Genomic DNA, 2,105 nt, shown 5'->3' on the forward strand with positions numbered 1-2,105 from the left:
CGCTTACCGCCGACCCGGTTTCCCCACCGACCGCCGCTGACCCACTGTCTCCAGCGACACCAGACCAGGGAGTCGAGCACCATGACGACCGCCCTCGACCGCCTCGACGCCGAGCGCGCCATCCGGCACACCCACTTCCGCTTCTTCCTGCTCGCCGACGCCGGCCGGTACGACCTGCTCGGCCGGTACTGCTTCACCCCCGACGCCGACATCGAGTACCGGATCATGCCCGGCCCGCCGCAGCGCTTCGCCGGCCGCGACGAATTCGTCGATTTCATGCTGCCCGGCCGGCCATCCGCCGCCGCGCACCACCGGCTCAGCGGGCCCGCCGCCGCCCACACCGGCGCGCCACCCGACATCGACTGGAGCACCGGTCAACCCCGGCTCACCGGCTATGCCACCGTCTGGCACTGGGCCGCGACCCAAACCCCCGGCGGGCAGCAGCGGCCGGCGGACTGGACCACCATCGGCCTCGTCGAGGACACCTACCGCCACCATGACGGACAGTGGCTCATCGCCCGCCGCCTCATCACCCCCGCCGCCGGCCTCGTCGCCACCGGCACCGCCCCGGGCCTCGGTCGGCCCACACCCCGATAAGATCCCCTCCGGTCGGCGGCCCCTGGCCGCCGCAGCCGTTGTCGGGCTTTGACGATCGAGGCATTGCTACGGTGGGCGCGTGACGCGTCGAGGGCCGGAGCAGGCCGCGAAGGCCGCAGCGCCGCGGGGTCGGCTGGACAAACGGCAGGCGATTCTTGACGCGGCCTTCGACGTGTTCGCCCGGGAAGGCTACGCGCCGGCGAGTGTCGAGGCGATCGCCGCGCAGGCAGGCGCGGCCAAGCACACGGTCTACAACCACTTCGGCGACAAGCTCGGGTTGCTGCGCGAGGTGATCGCGGCGGAGGCGGAACGCACGTTCGCCCGGAACATGACCGCTCTCAACGGCCTGCGCGAGCCGGTGCGCGACGTGCGTGCGGCATTGGAGGCGGCGGGGTTCCGGCTGCTGCAGTGCTTCAACGACGACCGGTCGGCGGCGATGCGGCGGCTGGCGTATGCGGAGGTCAGCCAGGCTCCGGAGCTGCTGGACCTGATTCAGGGCCGGGCGGTGGACGCGGTGACCGACTCCCTCGCGGATCGGCTGGCGCGGCTGACGGTGGCGGGACAGCTGGGCGTGAGCGATCCGGGCGAGGCGGCCGAGCAGCTCAAGTCGTTGCTGGTGGGGCCGATGGAGGGGCGCTCGCGGATGGGCACCCGCCATGTGTCCGACGCCGAACTGCGCCGGGTGGCGCGTAGCGCGGTCGCCACGTTCCTGCGCGCGTTCGGCCCCAGCCCGGCGGCCTGATCAGGGCACCCGCCCACGGAGCAACGCCGCGGTGAGCCGACACAGGCAGGGCTGCGAGCCTTCCAAACCGGTCCGGCGACTCGCGCGAACCCGGGCTCCGGCAAAGCTCGACACCGAGGGGCTCGGGGGTCGTCCCCCGAAAAACATCGCGGCCCGCCGGGAAGCTGGACGACGTCACAGCGACCACGGACTGCAGCGTCGTCGGGCGCTCCCCGAGGAAGGCGACGGACGTGCCCGTGCCGACCACCGGGGCCAGATTCGGTAGCTGACCGGCACGCACGGCGGGCACCCGGCCGATGCCTCGGTTGAACGCGACGCCGGCCACGACGCCGCAGAGCGCGACGGCGGCGCACGCGGCCCAGGCCGTGACACCAGCCGTGCCGAGCCGGCTGCCTCCCTCGATCCAGGCGACGGCGGCGAACGGTGCCGTGCTCAACGCGCCGCCTGTCGTCTGCCAGGCGCTGGCGTTGACGCCGTCACCGACGTCGCCGTAACGGCGGGTGGCGACGAGGATCGACAACTCGCCAGCTCGGGCCTGGATACCGGTCGTGGTGCCGTCGTGCGGTGCCACCGAAGCCTCCCGTCCCTGATACCACCCCATCGGTGGCGTAACCGCTGTAACGGTTATACCGGTTATCCAGGCCGTCAACTGGTTAACCTCGTACGGTGGTTAGGTGACGCAGGAGCCGGGTTGGCCAGGCCTCTCAGACGAGGAGCTCCTCGTGGCGGTGGCGAACACCGGGCACGGGGAGCACGACGAACTCGC

The 2,105-nt window shown here is 72.2% G+C and carries 2 protein-coding genes and 1 pseudogene; 2 read left to right on the forward strand and 1 reads right to left on the reverse strand.

Annotated features, from left to right (window positions below; all coding sequences use genetic code 11):
* Positions 1–81 precede the first annotated feature (81 nt).
* Both NBZ85_RS30610 and NBZ85_RS30615 read left to right on the forward strand, forming a co-directional pair.
* Positions 82–597, forward strand: a complete 516-nt coding sequence (locus NBZ85_RS30610; protein WP_261560678.1) for a nuclear transport factor 2 family protein — start codon at positions 82–84, stop codon at positions 595–597.
* A 79-nt stretch (positions 598–676) separates the two neighbouring features.
* On the forward strand, positions 677–1,339 hold the full coding sequence (locus NBZ85_RS30615) for a TetR/AcrR family transcriptional regulator (protein WP_261560677.1): 663 nt from the start codon (positions 677–679) through the stop codon (positions 1,337–1,339).
* A gap of 235 nt (positions 1,340–1,574) precedes the next feature.
* Here NBZ85_RS30615 and NBZ85_RS30620 read toward each other — a convergent pair.
* A pseudogene (locus NBZ85_RS30620) lies at positions 1,575–1,940 on the reverse strand (hypothetical protein); the annotation flags it as partial.
* Positions 1,941–2,105: the final 165 nt, after the last annotated feature.

The sequence above is a fragment of the Frankia tisae genome, assembly GCF_025403405.1.
Classification (GTDB): Bacteria; Actinomycetota; Actinomycetes; order Frankiales; family Frankiaceae; genus Frankia; species Frankia tisai.

Coding starts and splice junctions, on each gene's coding strand:
- NBZ85_RS30610 (WP_261560678.1), top strand. CDS start 82: ATGACGACCGCCCTCGACCGCCTCGACGCCGAGCGCGCCATCCGGCAC.